This window comes from Aquibacillus rhizosphaerae (assembly GCF_030282825.1).
Lineage (GTDB): Bacteria > Bacillota > Bacilli > Bacillales > Amphibacillaceae > Aquibacillus_C > Aquibacillus_C rhizosphaerae.
Map to the genome: position 1 here is coordinate 65,567 of NZ_JASTZU010000042.1, position 9,011 is coordinate 74,577.

Consider the following 9,011-nt stretch of genomic DNA (forward strand, 5'->3'; position numbering starts at 1 on the left):
TAATATTAAATGAAAAGTTATGCAATTGTAAAACTAGATGCATATTTTAAACAGACTTCGAGGATTTATCCGAACGAAAATTATTATTAACCGCTATTTTTGAACCTTCCATATCCAATACCAATGACAAGGCTTCTTTAAACGTTGTCACAGGAATTATATCAATTCCTGTAATTCTATCACAAATAGCTTGATAATTCGCCTTAGGAATAATTACGCGTCTAGCTCCAGCTTGTTTGGCTGCTTTAATTTTCGTGAGGACACCACCTATAGGCAATACTTCACCGTGGAGACTAATTTCTCCTGTCATTGCAACATCAAACTTTACCGGTATCTTTTGAATACTAGAATAAATACCAATTGCCATCGCTAAACCTGCAGATGGGCCATCCACAGGAATCCCACCTGGGAAATTAACATGAACATCATACTCATGTGCAGGTACACCTAAAGATCTTAACAAAGTAGTCACATTTTCAATGGATCCTCTAGCCATACTTTTCCTTTTTATTTGCTTGGATTGACTACCAATAGTCTCTTCCTCAGCAATTCCAGTTATCGTTATTTTTCCATTTTCCCGTCTAGGTAAAACCATAATTTCAATTTCTAAAATATGGCCTGTACTCGGTCCTAGCACTGCTAATCCATTTACCTTTCCTATTCTACTTTTAGGATAGATAACTGGTTTAATTCTAGGTGATAATCGACTAGATTCTACTACCCATTCCATATCTGATTGTGTTATTTGATTTCTTCCATCTTTTTTAGAAATACTAGAAGCAATTTGAATCATATTTACAGCTTCTCTTCCGTTTCTGGCATAGGATGACAAAACAGATAAAGCATCTTCACCTATATCACTATTAATTTTCGAACTCGCCCTAGTGGCTACTATATTTATTTCTTCAGGATCCAGTTCTCTAAAAAATATCTCCAAACATCTAGAACGAATAGCAGGTGGAATTTCTTCTGGCATTCGTGTAGTTGCGCCTATCAATCTAAAATCAGCTGGCAATCCATTTTGAAATATTTGATGAATATGTGTTGGGATGTTTTTATTTTCCTCACTGTAATAAGCACTTTCGTATAATACTTTTCGGTCCTCTAAAACTTTTAACAATTTATTCATTTGAATTGGGTGTAACTCACCAATTTCATCAATAAATAAAACTCCACCATGGGCATTGGACACAGCCCCACGCTTTGGTTGCGGAATTCCAGCTTGTCCCATCGCTCCTGCACCTTGATAAATAGGATCATGGACAGAACCAATAAGTGGATCTGCAACACCTCGTTCATCAAACCTAGCTGTAGTGGCATCCAATTCGATAAATGGAGAATCTTTTCTAAATGGAGAATTTGCATTTCGTTTCGCTTCTTCCAATATAATCCTTGCGGCTGCAGTCTTACCTACCCCAGGTGGACCGTAAATAATAACATGTTGTGGGTTTCCACTACATATCGAAGCACGCAAAGCCTGTATCCCATCTTCTTGCCCTATGACATCAGCTAATTCAGATGGTCGTACTCTTTCAGACAAGGGAGCAGTCAAGGCTATCTTTTTCATAGCTCTCAACTTCTCCATTTCTTTTTCAGATTCTTTTTCAATTGTATTTTTACCTGCTCTTTGGTTTTTCAACAAATTCCAGAAGTAAAGCCCTATTACTATCCCAAAGAATAGTTGAATAATTACTACTATACTAACAAGATCCATAAAGTACCTCCAAAAGTTTATGTAAGATACTCGTTAGTATTTCCGCAATTATATATACTAAACCCTTTTTATAGTAACTGATTTTTTATATAGTGAAATCCCTTGTTATTACAATAACAAGGGATTTTTGTACATTTTAATAAAGTATTTCACTTATGACTTTTAAGCACTTTCTTTTGGTGATTCTTTGTTCTCATCTTTAACTGTACCGTCAATTAAGACTAACTTTGGACGACCATTTTCAAGGACGACCGTATCCTTAGTAATAATACATTTTTCAATATCATCTCTTGATGGTAATTCAAACATGACGTCTAACATAATACTTTCAATGATTGACCGAAGCCCACGAGCACCAGTTTTTCTTTCGATCGCTTTTTTAGCAATTTCTACCAGCGCTTCTTCTTCAAACTCTAATTCAACATTGTCGATTTGGAATAACTTTTCATATTGTTTAACTAAAGCATTCTTTGGCTTTGTCAATATTTCAACTAGCGCCTCTTCATCTAATGGTTCAAGAGCTCCAATTACTGGAAGACGGCCGATAAACTCGGGAATTAAACCAAAACGAAGTAAATCTTCAGGTAACACTTTAGCAAGAAGTTGCCCCTTATCTAAGTCGTCTTTCACATCATCGGCACCAAAGCCAATAACTTTCTTACCAAGGCGTCGCTTAATAATTTGTTCAATACCGTCAAACGCACCACCACAAATAAATAATACATTCGTAGTATCTATTTGGATAAATTCTTGGTGTGGATGCTTACGTCCACCTTGAGGAGGTACACTAGCAACTGTACCTTCAAGAATCTTCAAGAGCGCTTGCTGTACACCTTCACCAGAAACATCGCGTGTGATAGATGGATTTTCAGATTTACGAGCTACTTTGTCAATTTCGTCAATGTAAATGATTCCCTTTTCTGCTTTCTCAACATCATAATCTGCAGATTGGATTAGTTTTAAGAGGATATTTTCAACATCTTCACCAACATACCCAGCTTCTGTAAGTGATGTTGCATCGGCTATAGCAAAAGGAACATTTAATATTCTTGCTAATGTTTGTGCTAATAATGTTTTACCACTACCAGTTGGACCTATCATAGCAATATTACTCTTAGATAGCTCTACTTCGTCTGAGCCTTTTGATGAGTTTATACGTTTGTAATGATTGTAAACCGCTACGGATAAATTCTTCTTTGCCTTATCCTGACCAATAACGTAATCACTAAGAATATCGCAGATCTCTTGTGGCTTAGGAATATCTTTAAATTCTACTTCTTCCTCATTACCTAGCTCTTCCTCTACAATTTCTGTACATAATTCAATACACTCATCACATATATAAACACCCGGACCAGCAACCAACTTACGAACTTGGTCTTGGCTTTTACCACAGAACGAACATTTTAACTGTCCTTTTTCTTCATTAAATTTATACATCCATTTCACCCCTCAAGTTAAAAGTATCTATATGATAGGAAGAAATCATACAACATTATTTCTAATCATTCTTTAGCTCATAATATCAGATTAGAGAGTGATTAAAAAGTAAAATACCTTATTACTTTATGTACGAACTCCCAATCAGTTTTACCAAATCTTGTTTTGAATAAACTACCCATTATTTATTTCTAAAATACATTTGTTTATATTTAGAAAATAAATAAACGTACACTTAATTATGTATAAAGATGCTGAAAAGTCAAATGATTACAATTAGTATATGTAGTTAATGCCCTTAAAAATACTCTATTTTGCTAATTAGATAATATGACTACTTGATTTAAATAGAAATTTGTAGAGAAAACAAGGCACGATTACTCGCGCCTTGTTTATTTATCTAGTATTCATGTCTAATTTTCTATTATTTTGTTTTACTATGTTCAACTAAAAAGTCGATTGCTTTCTTGAATTTAAGATCATCTTTGATAGCATCTGTATTTCCACCAAGCATTTGAGTAAGTTGCTCCACACTTGCTTGATACATAGCTGCCATAGATTCTAACTCTTCTTTCACATCTTCCTCAGAAGCTTCTATATCTTCTACATTAACAATTGCTTCTAAAGTAAGGTTAGTTTTAACGCGTTTTGCCGCATCTTCTTTCATTTGCTCTTTTAATGCACTCTCATCTTGTCCAGAGAATTGATAATACATATCCATTGTCATACCTTGAGACTGAAGTCTTTGTTCAAACTCTTTAATCATACGATCAAGTTCTGTTGTAACCATCGCTTCAGGGATATCTACTTCAGCATTATTAGAAGCTTGCTCAATTAGAGATTCTCGTTTTTTGTTTTCTGCATCTGTAGCTTTTTGGTTTTCCAAACGCTCTCTAATTTTCTTTTTCAACTCATCTAAGCTTTCAACTTCTTCGTCGACATCTTTTGCAAACTCATCATCTAGTTCTGGTAATTCTTTTGCTTTGACTTCATGAATTTTCACTTTAAAAGTAGCTTTTTTACCCGCTAGTTCTTCAGCATGGTATTCTTCTGGAAATGTAACTTCTACTTCTGTATCAGCACCAGTTTCTTTTCCAACCAATTGTTCTTCAAATCCTGGAATAAAAGATCCTGAACCAATTTCAAGAGAATGGTTTTCAGCTTGACCGCCTTCAAAAGCTTCTCCATCAACAAAACCTTCAAAGTCCATTACTACTGTATCGCCATCTTCTACTGTTCCTTCTTCTTTTACTACTAATTCTGCTTGGTGCTCTTGCTGATGCTTCAACTCATGTTCTACATCTTCATCTGTTACTTCAACGCTCTCTTCTTCTACTTCTAATCCTTTGTATTCACCAAGTTTAACTTCTGGCTTTACAGTAACTTTAGCAGTGAAAATTAACGTTTTACCTTTTTCAATTTGAGTAATATCTATTTCTGGTTGATCAATAGGCTCAATGCTAGTTTCTTGAACAGCATTTGTATATTGCTCTGGTAATATGATATCTACTGCATCTTGATATAAAGATTCAACACCAAAACGTTGTTCAAATAATCCACGAGGTACCTTGCCTTTTCTAAATCCTGGTAGTTGAACCTGCTTAACTACCTTTTTAAATGCTTCATCTAATGCCTTATCAAATTGTTCTGCTTCAACTTCTACAGTTAAAAGGCCTTCATTGCCTTCTTGTTTTTCCCATTTTGCTGTCATAATATTTCCCTCCAAAATCTATATTCATTATGTTTGACGTTCTCTCAATGTACAATCATATATACTAGGCCGAACGCTTTTTACAACCATTTTATTATAACATAATCGCCTACGCTTTCAACAATTTGAAAAAGCATGTATATTTTAATTGGATCATTGCCCAATAATGCAACTGTTTTTAACGTTAAATAATTATACTAATCTTTTATCACTGAAAAGTACTCTTTTTCAGATGCAATAATTTCATTTATGTAATGAATCACATTTTTATCTGCTTTTTCTAAGTTATCTAATTCCATTAATTGCAAGTAGTAATAACCAAGTAAATTCAAAGCTTCAGATATAGGTACAATTGATTCCTGAATTGGCATTATGGGATAGCGAACATACATATAACGGTACAATAACTCTTTAATTAATTCAAATAAAGAAGGGTTATCCTGTTCAATATCTTCTAACAATTCCAAAATCTGTTTTGTTGATGTTTCATTTGAAATACTACTTAGTTCAGAGGGGTGTACTGTTATTTGTTGATTAAATTTAATTAATTCTACAGGTTTATTAACTCCTTGAACTCTAAACAAATCTATGATTGCCGCTTTCACAATATCGTGTATCGAATCATCTATTAACATTTTTTCCATAAAATGCGTTTGTGGTAAAACGTTAATCGATTGTAACTTCTCGATAATGCCCCATTGCGCACTTACATCTGCATCATCTACAGCCTTTTTTAATTTAGATAAATGTCGAGTTCCTAGCTCTTTTTTTTGATCTGCATTTAGATTTTTACTTATATCACTTACTTGAATTAATTGTGTTTTAATTGGTTCTGGAATATGTTGCCCATTTAATTCATTATCTAATAGTTCAATTACTTCTGCATATTTGCTAGCCTGGAACAGTAATGTTGAATATATATGTAAATACTCATAATAATGCTCATTTCTCTCATCTAGTAATTTTTCACAAAGTTCCTCTGCTTCTTCCTCCTCTCCTAGCTCCATCAAGCATATTAATTTGCCTGTTAATACTTCATGGGAATTAACATCATAATCACTTAGCTTATTTAGATACTGGAGAGCGTCTCCATACCTTTTGTCTTTTAGTGCCTCTTTACTTTCATTTTCTAAAGTTGACTTCCACTTTGGAAACAAAATCAGATTGTTATTATGTATATCCACTTAACACCATTCCTAACTAAGTTAGTACGATTAACCCTATATTTGTATAGCTTATCTCAATTTCCACATTCAATCAATATTGTCGGTATTTAAATAATAGAATTTAAATCACATCGTTGTGCTGCTTTTCAGGGTAATAAGATAATCGCAGAATAACGCTAAACATACAAACTCTGATAATACAAAAAAGACACAACAAGGATAAATTGTGTCTTTTCATATATTATAAGTGTCCCAGGAGAGATTCGAACTCCCGACCCACGCCTTAGAAGGGCGTTGCTCTATCCAGCTGAGCTACTGGGACATGGAGCGGGTGAAGGGAATTGAACCCTCGACATCAGCTTGGAAGGCTGAGGTTTTACCACTAAACTACACCCGCATATTATTTTATTAATTATCAAAATTGCTTATTTAAGATATGATTTATGCTTGGTTTTTATCATTCTTCTGTAACAGACAAGTTTTATTATATAAACTATTCGGTAATATGTCAATATTTTTTAGATAAAAAATTAAAAAAGTTTTGTGAGCTTTGATTATAATACGATTTCACCACATTATATCAAAGCCCATAACCTTTTATAGATTAGCTTGATATGTTAAATCATCTATTCTTTCCCCTGATATATCATGAAAATCAACTGTAATGTTCCCCTTTGTTTCCCACGACAATATTGCATAAGTATGCTCTTTACGGTTACGAGGTAAGCGAATGCTGCCTGGATTAATAAAAAGTTTATTTTTAACTACTTCTGCCCCTGCAATGTGTGAGTGTCCAAAACAGATTACATTTGCTTGAAGCTCTTCTGCTCGGTAAGAAAGTGGCATTAATGTTGATTTCACTTGAAATAAATGGCCATGTGTAACAAAAAAGGTTAAATCTTCTAATGAAAAATCCAACTCATTTGGAAATCGACTATCAAGATCACAATTCCCGGCAACTTTCATAAAATCATCTAATTCTTTAGCGTCCATTTCTAATTCCGAATCACCACAATGAATGAGTTGATCAACTTCATTTTTATGTCTTTTCTTAATCATTTCAACTTCTTTTGTGAGTCCATGACTATCACTCAAAATTAGTACCTTTGGCATAGAAATCCCTCTCTTTATAATGCTTTTAACCATTCTTCTAACTGGATAATGGCATTTCCGCGATGGCTAATTTGATTTTTTTCTTCAGAAGTTAACTGTGCCATCGTTATTTGATAACCTTTAGGATAAAATATTGGATCGTAACCAAAACCATTTTCACCAACTGGCTCTAACGCAATTGAACCTTCACAAACTCCACGCTTATAAATAGTATGTTTATTTGGTTGTGCTACTGCTAAGACACAAACGAATCTAGCTTCTCGTTCTGCTATCGTTACATTCTTTAACTTTTCAAGCACTTTATGTAAATTGTCACTGTCACTCTTAGCTTCACCAGCATATCGTGCAGAATACACACCTGGTTCACCATTGAGCGCCTCTACTTCTAGCCCAGAATCATCGGCTAACACAGGGATTTGAAACTGTTTTGCTATTGTTTCGGCTTTAATTGCAGCATTTTCTTCAAATGTAGTTCCAGTTTCTTCAATATCAGGTATTGTTTGATCAAGATCTAAAAGAGAATACACTTCTACTCCATACTTCGAGAATAATTGTTTGAAATCCTTCATTTTCCCTTTATTTTTAGTTGCTATTATTAATTTTTCCAAAATAATCTCCCTATCTGCCTTTTATCGTGTTATTTTTCTCCTATTAAACTTCCCCATTTTCCTAATGCTTCTTTTTGTGCTTCAAAAAGCTTTTTCATACCTTGATCAGCTAGTCCTAACATCTTTTGTAGTTGTGCATGTGAAAACGTCGCTTCTTCTCCAGTTCCTTGTATCTCTACAAACTGACCATTACCTGTCATAACAACATTCATATCAACGTGTGCTTGTGAATCTTCCTCATATTGCAAGTCTAAAATCTCTGTACCGTCAGGCAGTACACCAACCGATGTCGCAGCTAGATAGTCTGTGATAGGCATATCCTTTATTGCTTTTTTATCTATTAACGTGCCAAGTGCTAGTACTAAAGCTACAAAGGCACCTGTTATTGAAGTTGTTCTTGTTCCACCGTCAGCTTGAATCACATCACAATCAATCCAAACTGTACGTTCTCCAATTTTATCCAAATCTACAACAGCTCGAAGAGAACGACCAATTAATCGTTGAATTTCCATTGTTCGTCCTGTTACTTTTCCTTTAGAAGATTCACGAATATTTCGTTGTTCTGTTGCTCTTGGTAACATTGAGTACTCTGCAGTAATCCAACCCTTACCTTGCCCGCGCATAAAAGGAGGTACACGATCTTCAATACTCGCATTACAAATAACCTTTGTCTCCCCTATCGATATCAACACTGAACCTTCAGGGTGTTTTGTATATGCTGTATCTATTGTTATTGGTCGTAATTCATCTATTTTCCGTTCATTATTTCTCATAATATATTCCTCCTTTAATTTCCTTTTTATCGTAACATATTTTTAACCTATTTATATAACTTAATACAGTCATTTACATAAGGAGGTGTTAATAATTCGTTCTTAATATAAAGTACGCATTAACTATATCGTAACTTCCTTGCATTCTAACTAAGATGAGTGGTTAATTCAGCGCTACGGAAAAACACTCCCTTTCCGGGGGCAGCACCTTAGCCTCCTCGGTCACAAAGAACGTTCCCTGTGGGGTCTTCGGAAGCTGCTCTTCCCCCAGGAGTGTCACATTTTTCCTTCGCTAGGTAAACTTGTCTTTCGAGTGAGAATAGTACACTAAATATTAATAGCTATCTATCAATACATTAGGAGAACTGTTAAAAGTGAAGGCAGAATACGGAGACTCCTCGAAAATATAAATCGATTTTCATCGTGCGATGTGGATTCAAGTAGCTTTCCTTGTCCTACGGGAACAGCGAATGTTTTAGGGTGGGG

7 protein-coding genes and 2 tRNA genes are annotated in these 9,011 nt (G+C 34.6%); all 9 read right to left on the minus strand.

Annotated elements, in window-relative coordinates:
* Window positions 1-46: 46 nt before the first annotated feature.
* On the minus strand, window positions 47-1,714 hold the full coding sequence (gene lonB / locus QQS35_RS14755; protein ID WP_285932986.1) for an ATP-dependent protease LonB: 1,668 nt from the start codon (window positions 1,712-1,714) through the stop codon (window positions 47-49).
* A gap of 162 nt (window positions 1,715-1,876) precedes the next feature.
* A complete protein-coding gene (gene clpX / locus QQS35_RS14760; protein WP_285932987.1) occupies window positions 1,877-3,154 on the minus strand; it encodes an ATP-dependent protease ATP-binding subunit ClpX in 1,278 nt (425 codons plus the stop codon).
* Window positions 3,155-3,578: 424 nt separating this feature from the next.
* Entirely contained in the window at window positions 3,579-4,865 is a 1,287-nt protein-coding gene (gene tig / locus QQS35_RS14765) for a trigger factor (RefSeq protein ID WP_285932988.1), read from the minus strand.
* A gap of 197 nt (window positions 4,866-5,062) precedes the next feature.
* On the minus strand, window positions 5,063-6,049 hold the full coding sequence (locus tag QQS35_RS14770) for a tetratricopeptide repeat protein (protein WP_285932989.1): 987 nt from the start codon (window positions 6,047-6,049) through the stop codon (window positions 5,063-5,065).
* Between the two features lie 230 nt (window positions 6,050-6,279).
* A tRNA-Arg gene (locus QQS35_RS14775) sits at window positions 6,280-6,353 on the minus strand.
* A gap of 1 nt (window position 6,354) precedes the next feature.
* Window positions 6,355-6,428: transfer RNA gene (locus QQS35_RS14780), tRNA-Gly, on the minus strand.
* Window positions 6,429-6,628: 200 nt separating this feature from the next.
* Window positions 6,629-7,144: a metallophosphoesterase family protein gene (locus QQS35_RS14785; RefSeq protein ID WP_285932990.1), complete on the minus strand. Its 516-nt coding sequence runs from the start codon at window positions 7,142-7,144 to the stop codon at window positions 6,629-6,631.
* Between the two features lie 14 nt (window positions 7,145-7,158).
* Window positions 7,159-7,752, minus strand: coding sequence for an XTP/dITP diphosphatase (locus QQS35_RS14790; RefSeq protein ID WP_285932991.1), 594 nt, complete (start codon window positions 7,750-7,752; stop codon window positions 7,159-7,161).
* Between the two features lie 29 nt (window positions 7,753-7,781).
* Window positions 7,782-8,525 (minus strand): ribonuclease PH, encoded by a 744-nt coding sequence (gene rph, locus QQS35_RS14795; RefSeq protein ID WP_285932992.1) that lies wholly within the window; start codon window positions 8,523-8,525, stop codon window positions 7,782-7,784.
* Window positions 8,526-9,011: the final 486 nt, after the last annotated feature.